Origin of the sequence: Bacteroides sp. 224 (assembly GCF_010500995.1) — a bacterium.
Lineage (GTDB): Bacteria > Bacteroidota > Bacteroidia > Bacteroidales > Bacteroidaceae > Bacteroides.
Genome location: NZ_QVMK01000041.1, coordinates 16906 through 40473, shown reverse-complemented (window position 1 = coordinate 40473; position 23568 = coordinate 16906). Strand labels below are relative to the sequence as shown.

Annotated in this window: 18 protein-coding genes and 2 pseudogenes; 5 read left to right on the top strand and 15 right to left on the bottom strand. The window is 40.5% G+C overall.

The genetic code is table 11. From position 1 onward, the window contains the following. Nucleotides 1-16: 16 nt before the first annotated feature. The 4 genes and pseudogenes from D0T60_RS16115 to abc-f all read right to left on the bottom strand — a co-directional run. Nucleotides 17-1039, bottom strand: coding sequence for a rod shape-determining protein (locus D0T60_RS16115; RefSeq protein WP_163219158.1), 1023 nt, complete (start codon nucleotides 1037-1039; stop codon nucleotides 17-19). A gap of 100 nt (nucleotides 1040-1139) precedes the next feature. Then, on the bottom strand, nucleotides 1140-2663 hold the full coding sequence (purH, locus tag D0T60_RS16110; RefSeq protein ID WP_163219157.1) for a bifunctional phosphoribosylaminoimidazolecarboxamide formyltransferase/IMP cyclohydrolase: 1524 nt from the start codon (nucleotides 2661-2663) through the stop codon (nucleotides 1140-1142). A gap of 213 nt (nucleotides 2664-2876) precedes the next feature. After that, nucleotides 2877-3122, bottom strand: a pseudogene (locus tag D0T60_RS19080) (ABC transporter ATP-binding protein); the annotation flags it as partial. Between the two features lie 116 nt (nucleotides 3123-3238). After that, a pseudogene (gene abc-f, locus D0T60_RS16105) lies at nucleotides 3239-4949 on the bottom strand (ribosomal protection-like ABC-F family protein); the annotation flags it as partial. Between the two features lie 106 nt (nucleotides 4950-5055). Between abc-f and D0T60_RS16100 the strand changes: the two are divergent. Further along, complete coding sequence (locus tag D0T60_RS16100) at nucleotides 5056-5679, top strand: HU family DNA-binding protein (protein ID WP_239059586.1); 624 nt, start codon at nucleotides 5056-5058, stop codon at nucleotides 5677-5679. Between the two features lie 3 nt (nucleotides 5680-5682). Here D0T60_RS16100 and D0T60_RS16095 read toward each other — a convergent pair whose 3' ends face one another. The 5 genes from D0T60_RS16095 to D0T60_RS16075 all read right to left on the bottom strand — a co-directional run bounded on the left by D0T60_RS16095 (nucleotide 5683) and on the right by D0T60_RS16075 (nucleotide 10988). Next, entirely contained in the window at nucleotides 5683-6690 is a 1008-nt protein-coding gene (locus tag D0T60_RS16095) for a metallophosphoesterase family protein (protein ID WP_163219155.1), read from the bottom strand. Nucleotides 6691-6774: 84 nt separating this feature from the next. Beyond that, nucleotides 6775-7911 (bottom strand): ABC transporter substrate-binding protein, encoded by a 1137-nt coding sequence (locus D0T60_RS16090; protein WP_163219154.1) that lies wholly within the window; start codon nucleotides 7909-7911, stop codon nucleotides 6775-6777. Between the two features lie 231 nt (nucleotides 7912-8142). Then, the gene (locus D0T60_RS16085) at nucleotides 8143-8643 is read right to left on the bottom strand and encodes a hypothetical protein (protein ID WP_163219153.1); all 501 of its coding nucleotides are present in this window, start codon (nucleotides 8641-8643) and stop codon (nucleotides 8143-8145) included. 630 nt (nucleotides 8644-9273) lie between these two features. Continuing rightward, nucleotides 9274-9981: a hypothetical protein gene (locus tag D0T60_RS16080; protein WP_163219152.1), complete on the bottom strand. Its 708-nt coding sequence runs from the start codon at nucleotides 9979-9981 to the stop codon at nucleotides 9274-9276. 188 nt (nucleotides 9982-10169) lie between these two features. Beyond that, nucleotides 10170-10988: a KilA-N domain-containing protein gene (locus D0T60_RS16075; protein WP_163219151.1), complete on the bottom strand. Its 819-nt coding sequence runs from the start codon at nucleotides 10986-10988 to the stop codon at nucleotides 10170-10172. Between the two features lie 294 nt (nucleotides 10989-11282). On the opposite strand from D0T60_RS16075, the gene D0T60_RS16070 reads away from it, so the two are divergent. From D0T60_RS16070 to lgt, 3 genes are all read left to right on the top strand, one after another. Beyond that, complete coding sequence (locus tag D0T60_RS16070; RefSeq protein ID WP_163219150.1) at nucleotides 11283-12182, top strand: tyrosine-type recombinase/integrase; 900 nt, start codon at nucleotides 11283-11285, stop codon at nucleotides 12180-12182. Nucleotides 12183-12184: 2 nt separating this feature from the next. Next, nucleotides 12185-13348: an IS91 family transposase gene (locus D0T60_RS16065; protein WP_203558358.1), complete on the top strand. Its 1164-nt coding sequence runs from the start codon at nucleotides 12185-12187 to the stop codon at nucleotides 13346-13348. A gap of 1290 nt (nucleotides 13349-14638) precedes the next feature. Continuing rightward, entirely contained in the window at nucleotides 14639-15484 is an 846-nt protein-coding gene (gene lgt, locus D0T60_RS16060; RefSeq protein ID WP_163219149.1) for a prolipoprotein diacylglyceryl transferase, read from the top strand. Between the two features lie 24 nt (nucleotides 15485-15508). Here lgt and D0T60_RS16055 read toward each other — a convergent pair whose 3' ends face one another. From D0T60_RS16055 to D0T60_RS16035, 5 genes are all read right to left on the bottom strand, one after another. Continuing rightward, complete coding sequence (locus D0T60_RS16055) at nucleotides 15509-17428, bottom strand: sialate O-acetylesterase (protein ID WP_163219148.1); 1920 nt, start codon at nucleotides 17426-17428, stop codon at nucleotides 15509-15511. 296 nt (nucleotides 17429-17724) lie between these two features. After that, nucleotides 17725-18213 (bottom strand): 2-C-methyl-D-erythritol 2,4-cyclodiphosphate synthase, encoded by a 489-nt coding sequence (ispF, locus tag D0T60_RS16050; RefSeq protein WP_163219147.1) that lies wholly within the window; start codon nucleotides 18211-18213, stop codon nucleotides 17725-17727. 7 nt (nucleotides 18214-18220) lie between these two features. Further along, nucleotides 18221-18835, bottom strand: coding sequence for a fumarylacetoacetate hydrolase family protein (locus D0T60_RS16045; protein WP_163219146.1), 615 nt, complete (start codon nucleotides 18833-18835; stop codon nucleotides 18221-18223). Beyond that, complete coding sequence (locus D0T60_RS16040) at nucleotides 18835-19491, bottom strand: redox-sensing transcriptional repressor Rex (protein WP_163219145.1); 657 nt, start codon at nucleotides 19489-19491, stop codon at nucleotides 18835-18837. Before D0T60_RS16040 ends, D0T60_RS16045 begins: the two co-directional genes overlap by 1 nt. Nucleotides 19492-19563: 72 nt before the next feature. Then, nucleotides 19564-22107, bottom strand: coding sequence for a DUF5686 and carboxypeptidase regulatory-like domain-containing protein (locus D0T60_RS16035; RefSeq protein WP_163219144.1), 2544 nt, complete (start codon nucleotides 22105-22107; stop codon nucleotides 19564-19566). Nucleotides 22108-22227: 120 nt separating this feature from the next. Here D0T60_RS16035 and D0T60_RS16030 point away from each other — a divergent pair, with 120 nt between their 5' ends. After that, complete coding sequence (locus tag D0T60_RS16030; RefSeq protein WP_163219143.1) at nucleotides 22228-22578, top strand: translation initiation factor; 351 nt, start codon at nucleotides 22228-22230, stop codon at nucleotides 22576-22578. A 65-nt stretch (nucleotides 22579-22643) separates the two neighbouring features. Here the strand turns inward: D0T60_RS16030 and tsf are convergent, their stop codons facing one another. Then, the gene (gene tsf / locus D0T60_RS16025) at nucleotides 22644-23471 is read right to left on the bottom strand and encodes a translation elongation factor Ts (protein WP_163219142.1); all 828 of its coding nucleotides are present in this window, start codon (nucleotides 23469-23471) and stop codon (nucleotides 22644-22646) included. Nucleotides 23472-23568 lie beyond the last annotated feature (97 nt).

Sequence of the window (23568 nt, the reverse complement as noted above, 5' to 3'; positions counted from 1 at the left end):
ACTATTGTTGGTATTCTTATCTCATAAGGAATGAGAAACGGTCTACATTCTTCAGTGCTGTTCCCGTACCTTTAGCCACACAATGAAGAGGATCTTCGGCTATGTGGAAAGGTATATTGATCTTGTCAGTGAGGCGCTTATCCAACCCACGCAGTAAAGCTCCACCGCCTGCCAGATAGATACCGTTATGTACAATATCGGCATAAAGTTCGGGAGGTGTATTTTCAAGCGCGCTCAAAATGGCTGTCTCGATCTTTGAGATTGACTTCTCCAAACAATGGGCTACTTCCTGATAGCATACAGGAACTTCCATTGGCAGTGCAGTAATACGATTCGGTCCGTGAACGATATAATCTTCGGGAGCCTCTTCGCCCAAATCGGTGAGTGCGGCACCTACATTAATCTTAATACGTTCGGCCATACGTTCACTGACTTTCACATTGTGCTGGCGACTCATATATTCTTGAATATCAGCAGTCAGATCATCTCCTGCAATACGAATGGAGTTATTGGAAACAATACCTCCCAAAGATATAACAGCAATCTCGGTTGATCCTCCACCTATATCTACAATCATATTACCTTCCGGAGCTTCCACGTCGATACCAATACCGATAGCAGCAGCCATTGGTTCAAATATCAGGTAAACGTCTCGTCCACCCGCATGTTCGGCAGAGTCGCGCACGGCACGTAGTTCAACTTCGGTACTTCCCGAAGGTACGCCAATTACCATACGAAGTGAAGGAGAAAACAAGTGGCTACGTGTGTTTACCATCTTAATCAATCCGCGTATCATCTGCTCACAGGCATAGAAATCCGCTATCACTCCATCGCGTAAAGGACGAATCGTTTTTATATTTTCGTGGGTTTTTTCGTGCATCAGCTTCGCCTTTCCACCCACAGCAATCATCTTGTCTGATCGACGGTCGAGTGCAACGACCGAAGGTTCATCTACCACAATTTTACCATTGCTAATAATAATGGTATTCGCAGTTCCAAGGTCAATTGCAATTTCCTGTGTAAAAGAAAACAATCCCATTTCTTTTGAATTTTTAATGCGGAATGTTCAATTTTGAATGATTATGCATATAACTCACAACTCATTCAACATTCAACATTCAACATTCAACATTAATAACTTAGTGTTTAAAATGACGTATTCCTGTTGTTACCATTACCATACCATGCTCTTCGCAATAAGCAATAGATAACTTGTCATTGATAGATCCTCCCGGTTGAATAACCGCGTTGATGCCTTCCTGATCAGCAATTTCCACACAGTCGGGGAATGGGAAGAAAGCATCCGATGCCATAACCGCATCGTTCAAGTCGAATCCAAACGATTTTGCTTTTTCAATAGCATGTTTCAATGCATCTACGCGAGATGTTTGCCCCACGCCACTTGCCAACAACTGTTTGTTCTTAGCCAATACGATGGCATTTGATTTACTGTTCTTCACAATTTTGTTGGCAAACAATAAATCTTCTACTTCCTCCGGAGTTGGTTCTTTGGAAGTTACAGTTTTCAGGTCGGCAATAGTTTCTATGTTTAGGTCTCTATCTTGCACCAACACCCCGTTAAGCAAAGAACGGAATTGTTTTTTAGGCAATTTGGCTTCTTTGCGCACCAGGATGATACGATTCTTCTTTTGTCCCAGTATCTCAAGGGCATCTACATCATAATCGGGTGCAATGATTACTTCAAAAAATATCTTGTTTATTTCTTCGGCTGTTTCTTTGTCAATAACTGCGTTAGTGATAAGCACTCCGCCAAATGCAGAAACCGGATCGCCGGCCAATGCATCTACCCAAGCTTCTAAAACAGTGGGGCGAGAAGCAAGTCCACAAGCATTATTGTGCTTCAATACAGCAAAGGTAGTCTCATCAAACTCGTCGATAAGATCTATTGCGGCATTAATATCTAACAGATTATTGTAGGAAATCTCTTTTCCGTGAATCTGGTCGAACATTGCATCCAGGTTTCCATAGAAATAACCTCTCTGGTGAGGGTTCTCGCCATAACGAAGCGCCTTCTGGTCATTAGCAGTATAACGGAAGGCAGAACCTTCTTCATCATCAAAATAATTAAAGATGGCAGAATCATAATGAGAAGATACTGCAAAAGCTTCTTTAGCCATCCAACGGCGCTCTTCCAAAGTAGAAGTAGCTCCATGCTCCATAAGCATATCGAGCAGCGGTTTGTATTGATGTTGAGAAGCAACAATAACCACATCGCTGTAATTCTTCGCTGCGGCACGAATCAAAGAGATACCGCCTATATCTATTTTCTCGATGATAGCAGCCTCTTCTGCTCCCGAAGCCACAGTTGCTTCAAAAGGATAAAGGTCAACAATCACCAAGTCTATTTCGGGGATTTCGTATTTCTCAATCTGTTGCATATCTTGTTCTACCGAACGGCGACACAAGATACCACCAAATACTTTCGGATGTAATGTCTTTACTCTTCCACCCAGAATAGAAGGGTATGAGGTTAAATCTTCCACCGCTTTACAAGGAAAGCCCAATGATTCGATAAACTGACGGGTTCCTCCCGTTGATAAAAACTCTACTCCCTCTTCGTGTAGTTTGGTTATGATTTCATCCAAACCTTCTTTGTGGTAAACCGATACTAAAGCGGTTTTTATTTTTTTAGCTTCAGACATTATTTTGATACGTTATTTTTATGAATTGCGCAAAGTTACAAAATAATGTATGATTACTCCTAATAAAAGAGAGGGGAATTATTGCTGATTTTTAATTCATTAAGAAACTGTTTTGAATTTTATTCTGCGATAAATTAGTCTTATTTTTTGTTTAGCTATTGCTTTATTCAAAGGAGCATAGCGGGCTATGTGACTGCAAATAGTTACCAAGATTTATTTCTCCTTTATCTCTTCGAGCTCCATCGAAACTTTCTCCCACTCTTCCACAACTTCATCCAATTGCTTTTTCATCTTCTGATGTTTCTCATAAAGCGACATATCCGATGCTCCTTCCGAAGTAGCCATTTTATCTTCCAACATAGCAATAGCGGCTTCGGTTTCTTCAATCTGTTTTTCGCAATCCGCTACTTGTTTTTCGAGTTTCTTTATCCTCTTGTTGTACTCTTTTTGTTCTTCGTACAGCCTCACCCCAGCCCTCTCCTTAGGAGAGGGAGCAGTGCCCTGCGGATTTGACTGCGCAGCTTTCTCCCTCTCCTTGGGAGAGGGTTGGGGAGAGGCTGGCATTGTTGAGAGATTGAGTTGATTCAAATTTTCAATCCTCTTCTTTTGTAAGAAGTCGTAAATTCCACCCAGATGTTCCTTCACTACTCCCCCACCAAATTCATAAACCTTTGTTACCAGGCCATCAAGGAATTCACGGTCGTGACTGACTACAATTACCGTACCATCAAAATCGCGGATTGCATCTTTCAGCACATCTTTGGAGCGCATATCCAAATGGTTGGTAGGTTCATCGAGAATAAGGAGGTTAACCGGTTCAAGTAACAACTTAATCATAGCCAGGCGCGTACGTTCTCCACCCGAAAGCACTTTTACCTTCTTATCGGAAGCTTCGCCACCAAACATAAAAGCACCCAATATGTCTCGTATTTTCAGTCGAATATCTCCTACTGCTACCCGATCGATGGTATCGAATACAGTTAGGTTTTCATCCATCATTTGTGCCTGATTCTGTGCAAAGTAACCAATCTGCACATTGTGTCCGATAGTCAGTTTACCTTCAAAATCTATCTCATTGAGAATACATTTAACCAATGTTGATTTCCCTTCGCCGTTTTTACCAACAAAGGCCACTTTCTCTCCACGGTTAATGGTAAGGTCTACATTATGGAAGACAGGATACACAGCCTCTCCCCGACCCTCTCCCAAGGAGAGGGAGGAAGACCCTGCGGCATCGGGCTCCCTCTCCTTGGGAGAGGGCTGGGGAGAGGCTCTATATGTCTTCCCCACCTCTTCGCAAATTACCGGATAACTTCCGGAACGGGAAGCGGGAGGAAACTTCAATCTGAGGCTGGAGTTATCTTCATCATCTATTTCAATACGTTCTATCTTATCGAGCTGCTTAATGCGACTTTGCACCTGTACGGCTTTGGTAGCTTTATAGCGAAAACGTTCGATAAAGTCTTCGGTATCCTGTATTTGTTTCTGCTGATTTTCGTATGCCCGGAGTTGTTGCTCCCTGCGCTCTTTGCGCAACTCCACAAATTGATCGTATGCAACCCGGTAGTCGTAAATCTTTCCGCAAGATATTTCAATGGTACGAGTGGTAACATTATTAATAAAAGCACGGTCGTGACTAACCAATACCACCGCATTGGCGCGGGTAGACAGAAAGTTCTCCAACCATTGAATCGATTCTATATCAAGGTGATTGGTAGGCTCATCAAGCAGCAACACATCCGGTCTACGCAACAACAACTTAGCCAGTTCGATACGCATGCGCCAGCCTCCACTAAATTCGGAAGTAGGCCGTTCGAAATCTTTGCTATGGAAACCAAGTCCTATCAAGGTACGTTCTATTTCGGCTTGAAAGTTGGTGCCTCCCATCATCAGGAATCGTTCATTCTCCTGCGTAAAGTGATCTATGAGTTTATGGTATTCTTCCGATTCATAATCGGTACGAACGGCCAACTCGTTATTCATCCGTTCGAGTTTGGCTTGTAATTCGAATATATGTTCGAAAGCCTGTTCGGCTTCCTGCATCACCGTACGATTGTCGGTAAGTTTCATTACCTGAGGTAAATAACCAATGGTGGTATCGCGCGGCACAGATACAGTTCCGCTTGTGGGCGACTGCAATCCGGATAATATTTTGAGCATGGTAGATTTTCCGGCACCATTCTTGCCGACTAATGCAATACGATCTTTCTTATTGATTACATAAGATACGTCCTCAAAAAGCGGGGTAGCATTAAATTCTACTTTAAGTTGTTCTACTGAAATCATCTGTTCTTTTCTAAAAGGTGCAAAGGTAGTGATTTATATTGAACTTCAATAGATGATACTGTAACGAAGGTTAGGACTTAATTCCTACAAAAACTGATCAAAACAATTGTTTTATACGATTCTTCGTGTATCTTTGTCCGACCAAACATCCTACGACACCCGGGTGTTGGACACTACGACACCCCCATGTCGTCGCAAACAACACCCGGGTGTCGTAGGGCGTTTGATACGACCGAATTATAAAGGAGATGCGATTAAAAAGAAGTTTAACTTAATAAAAGATGCCATGCCTATTAATTATGTAATCAGAAAGAAGGTAGATAAGACGAATAAGATACCACGGGAACTCTATTATGCCGTGCCCAAAGCGTTTCAAAAAAAAGGCGAAGGAGTGGATGAGATGCAACTGGCCGAAGAATTACATAATAGAAGTTCTCTTTCGAAAGGGGAAACTTTATCTGTACTGGTGCAATTGACAGACCGTATAGCCCATCACCTGAAAGAGGGACGAACAATTACTATTCGAGGGTTGGGCACATTCTACCCTTCCATAACCAGCGAAGGGTTCGAAACGCCCGAAGAGTGTTCTCCGGGCAAAGTTAAGGTTAGCCGGGTTTGCTTCCGGGCTTCCAAATACTTGAATGAAGAGGTAAAGAAGACAAAATTCGTTAGCCTTGAATGGAATGAGTTAAATTCATCCTTACGCAAATGCAACGAGAAAGAATATTGAGGTTTACTTCTTATAAAAGTCTACCGGATATGTATATTTATCCATCACTTCTCCTTCTTTTTGCCTTATCCAAGTGGTGAAGTTTCGCTCGCCTTCTTTCAACTCTATTACTCGTGCACCGTTTGGCAAATGGTTGTATTCGGTATTGCCTCCCGTATACCTGCCATAAGCCAATAAGATATCTTTCCACATCACAGCATAATCATTATCGTGGTCGTGACCAACAAAGATTCCCATCACATCGCCGGCTTCGCGCATGGTGGCAAACATGCCCGAGTTCATTTCGGGGGCACAGACTTTTTCCATACGTGTGCCTCGCAATATAGCGTTTTGATTTTCTACTGCTGTGGCATATTCGGGAAGCGGTATATGGAAGAAAGCCAATGCGGGGAATGGAGTTCCATTATTCTCCAAAGTATAGCGCTCGCTTTGCTTTTTATACCACATTACCTGATCTAAAGAAAACCATCCATAACCTTTAATTCCTTTTACCTTAGAGTATGTATTGGATTCCATACAATAAAGGAGGGCTGCTTTACTACCTCCGGTAGAAGCCTTTACCTCCAATACATAGTCCGGCGAAGATGATTCGCCACGATCGGGCATCATACAATAAGGATATTCCCGAGCAAGATCATAGAGTTGACTTCTGGTCAGATCAAATTCATCATCATGGTTGCCAAAGGTGGTAACAAAAGGAATCTTGTGTTTGGATATTGTACTTAATACTTGTCGAAAAGCTTCGTTGGCCGGCTTGGCATAAACCACATCTCCGGTAATCACTATCAAGTCTGGCCGCTCCGCTTCCAAAACCTCATTTATTCGCACCAAAGCTATATCCGAAGCCGGATTTCCATATTTAAAATGAATATCGGTAAATTGCACAATTTTAAATTTACCTTGTTTATTAAAAGATAGTGCCGGAGATTGTGCATGCAGCTTAAAGGCACAAGCCAAACAACTAAAAAGGACATACAAGAACAAAGAACGGGATAAAAAAAACGTATTCATAATTAGGGTGATTTAATTCTTAATGTCCAAAAGTAAGCTTTTAAATGTTTATATGCAATAAATCATAGAAACCCATTCTCTCTTTCATTCCACCTTCTGTATATAAGTAAATTCATATTCCGGCAACAGTTCGGGATGAAACACCTTCATCATATCAGACAGAAGCAAATCCGGACGCGCCACCGCCCCTTCCCAATAATCATTCCCCCCGGTTTCGTTGACACGCTTATTGGCATTATAAACATTGCCTCCTTTATAGGCTTTGAAAAGTTTATATTTACTATCCATTTTCCCAAGCTCTTCCAATGTATTTGCCTGAACCCCTACCCATACATCGGCTTTACCAAAATGCACAAGGGCTTCTTCTATGGTATTGTTTATGCTTCCTGTGCCTTTATCATTTTCATAATAATAACTTCCTCCGGCATCCCGAAACAGTTGAGCGTTAAAGCTTCGGCCTCCGGGCATTGACCAACTTCCCCGAAAGTCTTGTCCGGAAAGCACAGTCGGTTTTCCATCTATGGTAGAAGCAAGGGTTTTTACTTCATTATATCCGGTTTCTATGGTTGTAAAAAGGCTATCTGCCTGTGCAGCCTTATCGAAGAAAGCACCGATAAACTTAATCCATTCGGCACGTCCGAGCAAGGTTTCCTCCTGCCACTCTATATTATAAAGAATGGTTAAGCCCGTTTGCATCATCTTCCGGCTATTTTCATCGTCGGCATTATAAGCGGTAGTCATTACTGCTTGAGGGCGAAGTAATAAAAGGTGCTCAATATCCAGGTTAAAAGAATCGCCTAAATCTTGCACTCTCCCTTCTTTTACACGTTGCCTGATTGTGGGGTTATAAATATAATCGGCGCTACATACACCGGTTACTTTATCCAACTCTCCCAGTAATTCCAGAAAGCCCAGGTGAGTGGCAGAGTTCGTCATGAGGCTTTCCAAAGGAATTTTCACTTTGTATCCATCGGCAGGAACAGTGGTTTCATTGTTTTTCACCAAATGGTATTTGGCATAAACCTCTCCTTGCTGCCATGGGTTGAGAACGGTTACAGTGGTGTAATCATTAGCCTCATGAATAGAAAACAGATTAGCATAAGATATGGCAATGGTTCTTGTTTTTTCCGTTTCTACAGATTTTGTAGTTCTTTGTCCACTACAGGAACATAGTAACAAGAAAACACATAATATACCTAACAAAGAAGAATTTGTATTCATAAACAACGAAGCTATAATTTCTATTTCCGGCAAAAGTACAGAATAAAAAAGTAAAAATGAACGGAATGTAGTAAGTTGATTGTAAATCAGGCGTTTTTGATGAAATTCGGTTTTAGTGTGGGGACAATTAAAGTCATTGAAAAGACACTTAAAGCCCCGGAACGTAACCAAGCTCGTAACTCGCTTTTCCGAAATACGGATTGCCCGGTTTATTTGAAAACTGCACAATGACTATATTTTTCGTAATTTGCCTACATCTACAACTTTACATTTTTTACAGCTATTGCTCATTGAATAGAACTGTTCTTCAGACAACACCTGTTTGTTGATAAAACCCTCTTTCATACCTCCATTAACCGATTGAAATTCTATTTTATAATATTTGTTATAAACATACAGTGAACTTGTTGTATCTTTGTCTAGTCCATCTAAAATTAAAATAATAGAATCATTGTAGACTAATTTCGTACAGCAGTTCTCTAAAACCTCTCTCTTTCTTAGTTTTTCATCACCATTATGCTTTATTCTTTTGTCTATCTTCATTACTTTATCTGGATATGCATACAACTTAAAATCTGTAATAGAGGCGCTGTCATTATTAATAATGTTATATGAAATACTAGCCCAGTCATTGATTTTTATTTCGTAAAGATATTCGTCATCAAAGCTACAACTATTATTTAATAATAGAAATAAGATGAAGCTTAATAATTTCTTAATGTTACTGTCCATACATAGCGTTGATAAGTTGTTTCCAAATCCCTTCCATCTGTTTTATTTACAGAGTCGCCAAATTGGTTAAGTAGATGTTCAGAATTAGTTTATATCATCACCCCCTCCGCCCTTTGGGCATCTCCCCCTTGCAGGGGAGGAATTCCTGCGGCATCGACTCCTCCCCTGCAAGGGGGAGGTGCCCAAAGGGCGGAGGGGGACTTTCTCATACTATGAATTAATTTTGAATACCTACTTATTGCCCATTACGGCATTATATTTTGAAAATTTTATTGTATACATATCTCTGTTCTTAAATTTATAATATAGTGGATAAATCATCTTCCCAACGTCTCATTTTTACAATACTGTTCCATTGTCCAAACTCGGGATAAGGTTCCCAGTTTTTGGTAACATTAATCACTTGTGCAGCTTCAAATACTTCTTTAGTATGTTCCTGCGTACCAACATTATATTACCAGCTTGCACATCTCCATCGACTTCGCCTTTGGCACTTTTTTCTTTGTGCAAAGTGTATTCGTAATACATCACATCGTAACTTTCGTGATAGAGGTGTGCACATTATCTGCCTGTGGGCTGTGTATTTATTGTATCAATTTCTTTCTATTTTCTACGTGAAATGTCAATTGTTTATATTGTTTTTACTACGATTTTTCCTGTCAAATACATATCATGCCAAGTTGCAAATGAAAGTTGAAATTCAAATTTATCTCCAAAATTCTGAACTGCTACTTTATACAATGATTTCTCAAATGATAGTTTTTCTCGCCATATTTCGCAAACTTTATCAATGAGAGGTCGGCATTTAATTTTCTTATTTTTCAAAATGCACTCAACCTCCAACATCTCATTTTTGTTAGAAAGATTTTCTTGAAATCTAAGTTCTGAAATTTCTTCTAAATCCTCAAAAGCCCAATCGAAGTCTACCAAAAATCTTTGAATATTCTCGTCATCATACGGCTTAGAAGTTTTCGGAAGTTGATTGTAAAAACTATCGAAATCCCAATAATTAAAATCTGGACGCAATATCTTAGTTATTTTTCCTTTGCCTACCGCTTTAGCACCCTCTCTAATTTCAAATATTTGCCCTACGGAAAACTGACCGATATGAAAATCTGGACTAAGTGTTTGCAAATAAACTTTTACTGTTTCGCCGGGGTTACAAATTTCTTTCTCTATAAATTCTTGTGAAGCATCCCAATCTCTACCATTATAATAAAACTGACCCCTATAACCATTTGTGACATAATTTTCTCTTCCACCCTCTTCAGTGGTCAAATAATAAATTTCCGCTTCTAATTCGGAACTTTTCAATTTCTGCGTTATAACTTCTGTCATTTTTCAATAATTTACTGTCTGCTGTGTCGCACACGCATTGCCACTAACGGTCGGCGGCTTGCTGTAGTGCGAGGTTTACAAATGTTTGCGCAGGCGTGAACGCTGTAAAATCCGACAGGACTTTCTGTGGGCATACACCCCATATTACAGCAAACCGTTTGTTGACGGTTCGTTGTATTCTCCAACTTCTATTTTAGTTTCTTCATTGAATTACTTTCAAGCAAAGATTTCATTTGAGTAATAGCAACTTTGTTTAATTCAATAAGCCTTTCGCTTTGTGATAATCCTTGACGAATGAGTAAAGCGTTTATACTTTCCATATTACTCAAAACAACCAACTGTTCTAATGTTGCATAATCTCTGATATTTCCGTTTTTATCAGAATTTGTTTCTCTCCATTCTTTTGCCGTAATGCCAAAAAGAGCAACATTTAACAAGTCAGCCTCGTTGGCATAAACAAAACCCACTTGCTGTTGTGTGATTTTTTGGGGTATCAAATTCTCTTTGATTGCATCTGTGTGAATATGATAATTTACTTTTGCCAACGTTCGTTGCAAATTCCACTCTAATTTCAAGCGATTGCTTTCGTCGTCTTTCAAACGCTGAAATTCTCGAACTAAGTAAATTTTAAATTCAGGACTAATCCACATTCCGAACTCGAAGGCTATATCTTTGTGAGCGTACGTTCCTCCGTATCTTCCTGCCGTGGCTTTCAATCCGATTGCATTGGTTTTTTCAACCCATTCTTTTACGCTTATTTTGTACGAATTTAATCCTGCTTGACTTTTAATTATGGCGAATTCGCCATAATTAAAATTGGGATTATAGATACTTTCCCATATCCCAAGATACTCGACCGTATTCCTATTTCTTAGCCAATCGGAAATAAAGAAATCTCCATCTTTTGCTTTTAACATATCGGTCAATGAGATAAAATCCTCATTACCTATATGCGTTACAGTTATTTCGGTACTTGATACGATTATTTTAGAGGTCGATTTTGCCATTTATAGTTGATTTCAATGAATTACAAATGTAACAAAAATCTTTCAGTATCAATTAATGCTTCCTATTTCGCACCGACAATGACCACCAACGTCCGGCGGCTTGCTGTAGTGCGAGGTTTACAAATGTTTGCGCAGGCGTGAATGCTGTAAAATCCGACAGGATTTTCTGTGGGAATACGACCCACATTACAGCAAACCGCTTGTTGAACTAAACCTCCGGTAGCTTTTGCTCTTTCGAGCGCTCAAATATAGGAAAAATTTCTTTCTTGTCCTCTGATTTTAAAAACAGTAATCATGACATTTAAGAAAAAGAATTATTACACAGTAGAAGCCCAGGCAAAGGAATTAGTCCCGGGGTTCAGAGAAGCCTACTCAATATTTGAAGAACGGGTGGTGCTCGACAGGTTAAGCAAAAGTTTGATAACCAACTATGGTCGAAATGTTTGCCATTTGGCTTTGCATTTCGGGCGTTTGCCTCACGAGGTATCGATAGAAGAGATCAACAGCTATCTTTATCGAAAAACGGTACACGAAAACTTATCGGAGAGCTACTTTAAGCAGACTGTTTTCGGGATGCGTTTTTGGTTTCGATTATTCGGTAAAGATGAGAAAGCCTTAAAACTTCCGGTTATCAAAAAAGAGAAAAAACTCCCTGAAGTCTTATCAAAAGAAGAATGCAAAGCCCTTTTCAAGGCTCCACGCAGCCTGAAGCACCGCTTTCTGTTGGCATTTGCATATTCGGCCGGTCTTAGGATGAACGAGCTTCGCCATATCAAAATCAGCGATATCGATATCGGCCGGATGCAGGTGCGTGTGTGTCAGGGCAAAGGGAAAAAGGATCGTTATGTTATTCTCTCCCGATACATTAAATCGCGGTTATCGCATTATTTGAAAGAGGTAAAGCCACAGGTTTATCTTTTCGAGGGACAAACTCCTGGGGATGTAATGGGGGAGCGCAGCATTCAGTATATAATCAAAGAGGCTTTGCTGAAAACCGACATTCGCAAACCGGTCTCCATGCATACGCTCCGACACAGTTTCGCAACTCATCTTCTGGAAGATGGTGTTGACATTTACACAATTCAACATCTGTTGGGACACAGCAATTTACGGACAACCTTGGTTTATTTACATATTGCTCAGGTTATTCCCAAAGTCGGGAAAAGTCCGTTGGATACACTCTACGGCTTCTAAGGATGCGCCCCCAATATGAGTTGGCCGATATAATTCGCTTATACGGCAAAGATTTTATTGCGCAACGTCCGGTTTTAACGTCTCATCAGAAAGTCTTGAGAGCCATCGAAAGATGTCGTACTTCCGAAATGGGCGGTCATGTGGAACGTTGTACGGATTGTGGCCAGGAGCGTATTTCATACAACAGTTGCCGAAATCGTCACTGTCCAAAATGTCAGGGAGGAAACCGTGATCGATGGATTGAGGCGAGACAGGCAGACATCTTGGATTGCCGGTATTTCCATGTGGTTTTTACGCTTCCCGAAGCGTTGAATGTTTTCTGTCTGAATTATCCCCAAGAGATGTACAATCTTCTGTTCAAGTCAGCAAAGGAAACTCTGGAGACTTTCGGCAGGGATGAAAGATACCTTGGTGCGGATTTAGGAGCAGTTGCTGTTTTGCATACCTGGGGGCAAAACCTGATGCTGCATCCGCATATCCACCTTATCGTTCCGGCAGGCGGTATAGATAAAAACCGCAAATGGAAACATACACGAACCAACGGTAAGTATTTGTTTCCGGTCAAAGCGATGAGTGCCGTGTATCGTGGGAAGTTTATGTCGGAATTTAAGTGTTTCATGGAAGAAAGCGGCATGGAACTGACGGGCGAGTTGAAGAAGAAACTCTACGCAAAAGAGTGGGTTGTTTATGCCAAACGTCCTTTCGGCGGTGCGAGTCAGGTAATCGAATATTTGGGACGTTACACACACAAGGTTGCTATCAGTAATCATCGATTGGAGAGCATTGCCGACGGAAGAGTTAGTTTTCGTTATAAGGATTACAGAGATGATGCAAAAACCAAAGTGATGACTTTGTCGGCCGATGAGTTCCTTCGAAGGTTCTGCCTTCATATTCTTCCGCGCGGCTTCCGTAAAATCAGGCATTACGGAATTTTAGCTTCTCGCAATAAAGCGATGCTCAGGGCTGTACAAGAGGAGATGGATATTGAAGATTCAAATCGGATAGAAACCCTCTATTCGAAAAAGAAGACCGGAGACAGTCGGAAACAATGTCCATGCTGTAAAACGGGACGGATGGAAACCGTACTGACCTTTCGGGCTCACGCACCGCCCGGTTTTTTATTATGCAATTCTCCAAAACCGGTCTCATTTTCAGGCAGTTTATAAATATTTGCTTCAGTTTAATACGAACTGACAGACCGTCTATTGCCTGAATCAAAAGAAAAACCAACAATGGAAAACTCCGGACACGCAAAAGATAGAGATACGGTATAAAATGCTAAAATGTGAGGATCAAAACAACCGGCTAATCCGCAATAACCGAAAAAACAACCTCAGAAATCCAAGCTCCGGAATCAACTCCCTTTATTGAACCCCCATAGATAAAAAATTAGTTCATGAGCTTAAGTTCAACACAAGCTTAAAACAAAATTCCGCTACGCTACATTGCGTTTAAGCCCTTGATTGTTATCGGTTCGGCGATTTGTTGATTATTATTTTTCGTTTCATATCTCTATCAGATTTGAAGTTGTTTCTTTATTTTAGAGTAATTCTTGTTTTCAAAAGTATTATTCCAATCCTGTTTCAATTCTGCTATTCGCACAATCATATTTTCTTCTGAGTCAAATCGTTTAGAAAAATTCAATTTCTGTGCAATTGATAACTTTTGCTCTAAAAACTCGCTCACAGCAAAGCTAAAGAATATATGTTGGTAGCTCGGCGAAAAGGCAATCGTGAAATTCATGAGAAAGCCAAAAATATCATGCACTATTGGCAATATCCTAATCAATGAGCTATTCAGTTTTAAACCGTGATATCATCCAGACACATTTTATCTTAATACTTTTTCAAACAATTACAACTACTCATAAATTGCATCTTCTTTAAAATATGTACACCCGGGTCTACACCACCAATAGATGGGGATCTACAAAATCTGTACATCCGGGTCTACAGAGCCCATACACCCGGGTCTACAAAACCTTGCCGCATAGAGCTAACAAAGGAAGAAATCCGCACAAATAGAAAAAGACAAGAGAAAATAAAGCCATAATTCATGTAATAATATCGAAAAAGGTGGGACTTTGGTGGGACTTGGTGGGACTTTTCAAGAGAAAGACCCACCTTATAGTCTACTGACACTCAATGCCTTAACGCACCGGTGGGACTTGCGGTACTTTTTCGAAGAAAAAACTCTCTGGGGAAGAATTATGATGCTTTTCTATTTACTTACAAACGAATTGTATTTCAAACCTGAGTTCGGTATAATTTCCTCTTCCTCTTTCAATAAATCACAAGACATTGTTATTGTGCTCACATTGAAGCTTTCAACTGAGTATTATTATTTTTACGCAAATATAATGTTAACCAATTGATTTTAGTCAATCTCAGTAAAATAAAAAAAGCTTTGTTGCTTATATACTTGTATTAGTAACATTTTATCTATAACTTGCCACAATGACACTACTTGCTTATATTACATGGAATCCCGACCCTGAGCTGTTTTCATTAGGACCCGTTTCCATCCGCTATTATGGTCTATCTTATGCTTTATCATTCCTATGTTCTTTCTATCTGGTAGAAAAGATGTTTAAGAATGATCGTGTTCCTTTTGAGTGGGGATACAAGGGTCTTATCTTGACATTTGCCTGTATCATTATAGGTGGAAGGCTTGGCCATGTATTCTTCTACGAATGGAGTTATTATTCATGGCATCTAACGGAAATTCTGATGTTCTGGCGCGGAGGAATGGCCAGTCATGGGGCAGCATTGGGCATTGTAGTGGCGGTTATTGTATACTCTCGCTGCATCACACATCAATCCATCCTTTGGTCATTGGATTATGCAGCCATACCCGTTGCTTTGGCAGGTTGCTTTATCCGGCTTGGCAACCTGATGAACTCTGAAATTATTGGGAAAGCTACTGATGTGCCGTGGGCATTCCGGTTTATCGGAGCCAGAGGAATAGCCGATCCTTGGACACCGCGTCATCCTGCACAACTGTATGAGGCATTTGCCTATCTCATACTCTTCTTTATTTTGATGTATATGTATTGGTACACAAATGCACGGAAACGGCAAGGGCTTATATTCGGGAGCGTACTTATCGGCATTTTCGCCTCACGCTTCTTTATTGAGTTCTTTAAAGAAAATCAGGAAGCATTTGAAGAGGGTATGTTGTTAAATATGGGGCAGCTTCTTAGCATTCCGTTTATTATTATGGGAACTTTTTATATCATAAGGGCAATAAAAAGACCTCCAAGTGGCAAGGTGCCACTCCCGGATTTCCATACAACATTGTAAACCCGGGTGTAGCACCTCGTAGGTCTATTTATCTGTACGGAATGGAGAGGCAAGCAGTCCTTCACTGTTTGCCAGATTGTTATCAAATGGATTATTTGCCCAACCATAACGAACTGCTACCGGATTGGTTACATCATCACTGAAAACTACCACTTTATTATCCCGGATATAAGCTTGCGCCCACACAAACTTTTTGTCGCTACCTGCAATGGCAAAGCCATTCACGTATCCATGTCTATTTTTGTCGGAAGTAGTAAGTTGATTGCCTGTATTAGTGAAAGAAAGAACAAGCCTATTGCCTTCTTTCTCCATTTTTTCAAATACAGGACCCGAAGGTAGTACATTCTTTCCATAAGCCACATTCATGGTCGAATGTGCCAACCGATATCCTACATCTTTTTTATTTCTCGGATGAATATCAAAAGCTTCACCAATATCGGTAATAACGGCTTGTCCGGTTTTGGGTAGGCTAAGCGTCATACTCTGTGCTTCGCGTAGTTCGGCCCAGTCACTTTCCATCGGTTGATCTTCTACCTTCATAAAGCTGGCCAACTGCACCCATAAGAAAGGAAACTCATAGCCCCACTGCGCACGCCAATCATTAATCATATTGGGGAAAAGAGTTCTATAGTGGTAAGCTCTGCTTGCGTTATTTTCTCCCTGATACCAAATTGCCCCTTTGATATTATAACCTACCAACGGATGAATCATTCCATTATAAAGCAGAGATGCAAAACTGTTAGGGCTATAGCCGAAGTTTTTAAACCCGAAAGAAGAACTCAGGATATAAGGTTTATACTCCCATTCTCCGGCAAGGTTATACTTCTGCCCTTTCACTTCGAGAAATAACTGATCGGACTCACTAACCATACCTCCCGTAACGCCGGTATCTTTCACCCGGACAGCTATCACATTTTTGCCGGCTTTTAATATGCCGGGGCGAATGGTGTAATTTCTGTTGGTCATCCAGAAGTCTGTACGTCCTACTTCAGTTCCGTTTATATAGGTAACATCCTGATCGTCGATGGAACCAAGTTGTATTACCCCTTCAGCTCCATCAGCTTCCTGCGGCAATGTTATTTCCGTTCTGAACCAGATAATACCGTCTTCATGTGCCAATTCAGCATCCCATGCTTTGGGTACATATCTTTTCTTCCAACCCGAAAGTTTTTTAGCAGGATCGAACCATCTTTGAGCAATATCTTTCTCGCCTTCCATGCCTTCCTGAAAGCGGTTAATATCATCCATCGTAAAGCCTAAAGACTTCTCCATGCTTTTTCCACGATATTTGCTATAATCGGAATTATTCATAGAAGCCTCCCAGCTTGTCCATGTTTCAATATCGGTACCTCCCCAAGAAGAGTTAATCAGTCCTATGGGAATATTCAGGTTTTCCTGCAACTGTTTTCCGAAGAAATAACCAACGGCAGAAAAATATTTTGCTGTTTCGGGCGTACATTCTTTCCACTGAGTCGGTTCAATATCAAACTGTTCTTTTGTCTGAATGGTTTTAGGAACCGTCAATAAACGAATGTTTTTGTTAGTCGCATTCCCGATTGCTTCTTCGGCTGTAAAGTCGCCATCCAGGTTGAATTCCATATTAGATTGTCCGCTACACAACCATACATCGCCTATTAATATGTTCTTTAGCGTGATGGTATTTTCTTTTCCCTGAATAGTCATTTCATAAGGACCCCCATAGTTCATGGCAGGAAGTTGCAGTTTCCAGATTCCGTCTTTTCCGGTTTCCACGCTTTGTACAACAGAATTAAAGGTAATGGTAACTCTTTCTTTTTTCGCAGCAGTTCCCCAAATGCGGATCGCTTTATCTCGTTGTAATACCATATTATCCGAGAAGAAATGAGGTAGTTTGACTGTGGCATTCGCTATCGCAAAGAAACCGGATAGCATACTGATAAGCAATAATTTTGTAATAGACTTCATTAGGTTGTATGAATTAGGGTGAATAAAAAACAAAGACACAAAGATAAAGAAAGTACTATATAAATCATAAGCAATTACCCGGTAAAGGATAATTGCTTACTACTTTCTTTTATATAAAATCAATACCTATTTAAAATGATAGCTGAACACCGAGATTAATTACACGCTGATTCAGGTAACGAAGAAATCGGAGTATGGAACGGAAGCAGTTTGGCAAAAGGCATCAATCTGGCCACAGAAACTAAAACGCCTCAATATCAGCAAGCTCTTGCCGTGATGCATCTAAACGGATTGTTTTAAGAAAAGTCCTTTAAAAAGATCAATACCGTAGCATAAGCCGAAATGCCCTCTTCTCTACCCGTAAATCCGAGCTTCTCGGTAGTGGTTGCTTTAATGGAAATATCATCTACATCTATCTTCATTAGTTTGGCAAGCACCTCCTGCATGGCAGGTATATGGGTTTTGAGTTTAGGGCGTTCCGCACAAATCGTTGCATCAATATTGCCTATCGAATAGCCTTTGGAAGCAATTAAATCGACTGTTTTTTCCAACAGAATTTTACTGTCGATATTCTTATATTCGCCTGCGGTATCGGGGAAATGATAACCTATATCGCGCATATTGGCAGCGCCGAGCAGCGCATCACAGATGGTATGAATGAGTACATCGGCATCCGAATGCCCTAACAATCCTTTTTCATGCTCAAGGAGAATGCCTCCCAACCATAGTTCTCTGCCTTCCACTAATTGGTGTACATCGAAGCCAAAACCGACTCTTATTTTCATGCAACTTCTATCTTATATAAAAATCCAATACTTTTTCTTCTTCCAGATAACCCTCCAGATGTTGTCCGATGCTTACCGGTCCTACCCCTACGGGAGTTCCGGTAAAAAGCAAATCGCCTATTTTCAGGGTAACAAATTGGCTTACATACGCAATGATATCATCTATGCGGAAAAGCATATCGGCCGTATTTCCTCTTTGCACTTTATTGCCATCTATATCGAGGTGGAAATGAATCTGCTGCAAATCCGGATAACGTTCTACCGGCACAAATGTTCCGATAGCTGCCGAATTATCAAAACCCTTACATAACTCCCAAGGGTTACCCGATTCGCGAAACTTACGCTGTAAGTCGCGAGCGGTAAAATCAATCCCTACGGTTACCGCATCGTAATAACGATGGGCAAAGCGAGGAGCAATATTCTTACCCAACCGGTTGATGCGAACCACCAACTCGGTTTCGTAATGAATCTCTTTCGAGAAGTCGGGTATAAAGAAAGGCTTTCCGTCTTTCAGTATCGCCGAGTCGGGTTTCATAAATATCACGGGATCGGTTTGTATATGCGTATGCCCCAATTCTTCATTGTGCAAGGCATAGTTCATCCCAACAGCTATAATTTTCATTATTCGAATTCGTTAAAATTGAGGCGGTTAAACATTACCGCCAGATGAGCGTATAAAGAAGTATTCTGAACTACAATGTTCTCCGGCACACGGATACGGAAAGGAGTAAAGTTCCACACAGCTTTAATTCCTCCTTTTATCATTGTATTGGTAATATCTTGTGCTATTTCGATGGGTACAGTCAACACGCCGATATTCACCCGATAGTCGGCTATTTTAGTTTCAAAGTCATCGGTATGAAAAATGGGTATTCCGTTGATGTCTGTTCCTATCTTTTCCGGGTTTACATCAAAGGCCGCTACTATTTCCAATCCAAAATGAGATAATCCGGAGTCGCCCAGCAATGCTCCTCCCAAGCTACCTACCCCAAACAGAAAAGCTTTATGAATATTGGTAAAACCAAGAAAGTCTTCCAGAACTTTTACCAATTCGTTAATATCATAGCCCACACGGGTTCGCCCGGAGATGTTAACATAAGAAAGATCTTTCGCTATCTGCGATGCATCAATATTAATCTCCTTAGACATTTGGGTAGAAGAAACGAATTGTTCGCCTTTCTTTCTCAGGAGTTTAGCATTCGACAGATACCAAGGCAGCCTCCGCAGCGTAGGTTCCGGTACTTTTATATGGTTTTTCCGTTGGTTTTGATTGTTCATAACGCTTTCTTTATAAAAACTTATAGATTTAAGCGACAGACAAATTTACAGTTTTTTTTTGAAAACAAGCCGTTAATAACCAAGTATCTGTTTTAACGGAATAGATACCGATACTCCCACAGATTGAAACTTTAACCGATTGAACCCGGTAAATATACCTATTCGTATGGCATCCAGCCAGCCAATTGAATAGCCCAATTCGCTGTATGGATGTCTGTCGAAAACAGCCAAAGAGCGCAGATGGATGGCTTCATCAAACCGTTTCCTTTGAAGAAAAGGAATATGTTTTACCAACAAGTAAGGAGCATACCAAACTATATTTGCTTGTGCCCAACGGGTATGGGTGGAGTGCGTATAGTTATCGAGCAAAGCAAATCCTTTATCGAAAGAATGAATGGTAAGGGGTATGCGAGTAGCTGTAAAATGCTTGAAGTCGGGGAAATACATATTCTTTGTATCCCAAAAAGCACCCCCATTTACATACCAAGAGATGGAATTGAATATACCGAAGTCGATGGTTTGTTCTACGGAAAGCTCTGTACGGTGGTAAGAAGGCGATAATTTCTGTACTCCTCCATGCGAGAAAGTCTTTTCGTAATGAAAGGTAAAAGTAGGATAGTTAGAGTCTTCGTAATGCTTTTTACCTTCATGCATCCGGTAGTAACGAGCCGGAGTGTACGTTAAAGATACGGATGCTTTCAGCAAATCGTTTTGAGGCATCCTCTCATAATACGGATTACGGGGTAAGTTAGGCTTGCCTTTTACTCCAAACCAACCTGTATGCGTGAAATTATCTAATGTATTTCTTCGTTCCCAAAGTATGCCGGTAGAGAGCAGTAAACTATTAATCAGTTCTATTTCATTGTCGACAGATACATATCTCTTATCATAAAACTTAATGTCATTTCTACCAAACCACAGCGAAGAGAATGAATTAACTAAGCGCGATTGCCCTGTTTCTCCGTTGAAATCGGCCGACGTAATACCTCCTCGCAAGCGCAAATTACCTAATCGGCGAGGAAGGTATTGAAGAGAAAACTCATTATTAAAGATTACTTTCTCGCGCTCGGTGGTATAATAAACTTCGGGGGTAAAGTTCAGAGAAGTTTGTTTATTCAAAAACATACCCGATTTGAATGTAATCCCCAGCCATACTCCATCTACAAAGTTATATTCAGGGATGCAGGAAGAAAGTCCGTTGAAGGTTAACCACTTTTTTTTGTTCTTTGTCCAAAAGGTTTTTCCTTCTGTCAGGGTTTGCATAATTACTTCGGGAGTCGTATTCCTGTGCGAGGCCTTACCTTGTTCTGCGGATATGGCTCTGAGTTGTAACTGTTCTTTATGTTCATAACTTTCCTGCTCTTCGGGCTTTAGCGGAACAGTTCGGGCTAAAGCCCAATACACAGAATCTCTTTTTGTAGCCAATGAATCTTCTCTTAATGAAAACTGACGCGAACTACGCTCGTACTTATCTTTCTTCGTTGTATCGGCCTGTTCAATGGATTGCGACATCAGCTTGGATAGTTTATAAGCTTCGCGTGTGTTCAGCTTTTCCTTAGAGAGTAGCTCTTCAACCTTTTCCGGAAGCAATGTTTTTTCGCGAAGTTCTATCTGATCATATTTGATGGTAGACAAATAAGAAGCTTCTCCCTTAAATCCCATTACATCCACAGAAGCACTTAGGTTTATAGAAGTATTCAGAAACACAGAAGGCTGCACTTCATTGCACATCACTTTTACTTTTACCGAGAAGCCTCCGCTATCTACAAGCACATCCATTTCGGACAGGCACCAGATGTTCTCAACAATATAAATATGCCCTGAAATTAAATCGGGACTATTCTTTTTAGGAATGACTCTAATCTTATTAATCAAGTGTTCGCCTTGAGCATAACAACCATCCAACTTAAATTGATAATAAGTAAACGCCCCGGAACTAAGCGGAGAAACTTTTCCAAATATAGTAGGTTGATATAAATTGATATTGGTAGTTTCTAAATTGATATTAATCTCTTCGGGAAAAGAGTTGCGGTATGCCTTCACTTCGTTATTCCAGTTATTGGGTGAGGTAAATGTAACTCTCCGTTGCTCTTCCAATAGAAACAATTTCCCAACCACTTCCTTTGTTCCCTTCCGTACTTCTTTTGACAATTTGAGCACACCGGGAATGTTTTGCAATTTACCTGTTCCTTTCAGATAAGTATCTGCCGTATATCGGGTAACAAGGGTACGATAATAGGGAGCACGACCAATAGTCTGCTTCATTACCGCATAAGCAGGGTCTTCATGATTAACGGTTACGTCTACCTCCTTCAGTTGATAAATTCGTTCCGAAAGGGAAATTTCTTTTTCGAGCCCGTTGTCCGAAACATGAATACTAATTAACTTCCGGTTATATCCTAAAGAAGAAACTTCGCAGGTATAGTTGCCGGCCGGTAAAGAGGTTTGGAAATAACCATTCTCGTCTGTAATAAAGCCGGAGGTTAGTTCACGAATGTAGATCGTAGCATAAGGAATAATTTCACCGGTTTCTGTAGTCACCTTCCCACTGAATGTTTGTGAAGACGCTGATAGGAAGCAACAAAAAAGAAGAATTACAAGTATAAATGATCTCATTTAGCTAAAAATTAGATGTTTAAAGAAAACCTTATGCCGCATCAGTCGACAAATATACGGAAAAATTGCAGGGATAAGAACAATGTACTACTTTTGAATACTCAATAAAGAAACAGATACATGAAAAAGAATGATTGGAAAGACCGCCTTAATGTAGTATACTCCACCAACCCGGATTTCAATTACGATACCCCGGATGATGAAGTGCAAAACACTCCCGAACCTGCTCAACAAAACCTGCGCGTACAATTAGACCGCAAGAACAGAGGCGGAAAAGTAGTTACCCTCATTACCGGATTCGTTGGAACCGAAGAGGATTTAAAAGAATTGGGTAAGTTTCTGAAAACGAAATGCGGCGTGGGAGGTGCTGCCAAAGATGGTGAGATAATTATCCAGGGAGATTTTAAACTGAAAATACTGGAACTATTGAAAAAAGAAGGCTATACTAAAACAAAGCCTATCGGAGGATAAAGAAAAAGCCGCATGAACTAAATCAATGCGGCTTTTTCATACATTTATATGAGAAGTACAGTCTATTACTCCACGTTCAAAGTGAAACGTTTGAAAGCAGTAACAGTCAACCCTTTGCTTGTATTATCAAGGTATTGAGCGATAGTTACTTTAGGATCTTTCACGAATTCTTGTTCCAACAAACAAACTTCTTTGTAGAATTTACCGATACGACCTTCAGCAATTCTTTCGATCATATTTTCGGGTTTACCTTCTTCGCGTGCTTTGTCGGCAGCGATTGCTTTTTCTTTTTCAAGAACTTCAGCCGGTACGCTTGCTCTGTCAACAGCGATTGGGCTCATAGCAGCTACTTGCATAGCAATATCGCGAGCTACCTGAGCATCAATACCAGCTTGGTTTAATGCAACGATAGTAGCTAATTTATTTCCCGGGTGAATATAAGCAACAGTAGTTTCGCCGGCTACAAATGCATAACCATCCAACTCCATTTTTTCGCCTGTGATACCGCTACGGTCAACTACCGCATCGTTTATTGTAGCATTTCCTAAAGGAAGAGCTTTTACAGCTTCAATATCAGCAGCTTTATTAGCCATTGCCAAGTCAAGGATTTCAGTAGTTAAAGCTACGAAATCTGCATTCTTAGCTACGAAGTCTGTTTCGCATTTCAATGCAATTATTGCAGCATATCCGTTTTCGCTTTTTGCCAATACGCAACCTTCTGCAGCTTCGCGGTCAGAACGTTTAGCAGCAACAGCCTGTCCTTTTTTACGGATAATTTCTACTGCTTTATCGAAATCGCCTTCTGCTTCTGTCAAAGCATTTTTGCAGTCCATCATACCTGCTCCGGTCATTTTGCGAAGCTTGGTGATATCTGCCATTGTAACTTGAGCCATATCTTTGTTTTAATTTAGAATTAATAATTTAGAGTTAATTAGAGAGAAGAGAGAAAGAGTAAAAACAACAATTTAGAATTCAGAACAAAGTGTCAAA